At 48.5% G+C, this 241-nt stretch carries 1 pseudogene; it reads left to right on the plus strand.

Annotated features, from left to right (window positions below):
* Nucleotides 1-241: pseudogene (gene sat, locus RYX56_RS24810) on the plus strand (sulfate adenylyltransferase); the annotation flags it as partial.

The following is a 241-nucleotide window of genomic DNA, read 5'->3' on the forward strand; positions in this document are numbered from 1 at the left end:
AAAAAAAGAAGCACTGCAAGTCTATAAAACTCAGGAACTTGCTCATCCGGGAGTGAAACGGCTGTTTGAACGAGGTCCAGTTTATGTGGCGGGGGATATCACACTCGTCAAAAAGCCGGAAAAAGGGGTATTCAGCGATGTGTGGTTCGAACCAAAGGAAACGCGGGCACTGTTTGAGGAAAAGGGCTGGAAAACGGTCGTCGGTTTTCAAACCCGTAATCCGATCCACAGAGCGCATGAA

The sequence above is a fragment of the Alkalihalophilus lindianensis genome (assembly GCF_032843265.1).
Taxonomy (GTDB): Bacteria; Bacillota; Bacilli; order Bacillales; family Bacillaceae_D; genus Alkalihalophilus; species Alkalihalophilus lindianensis.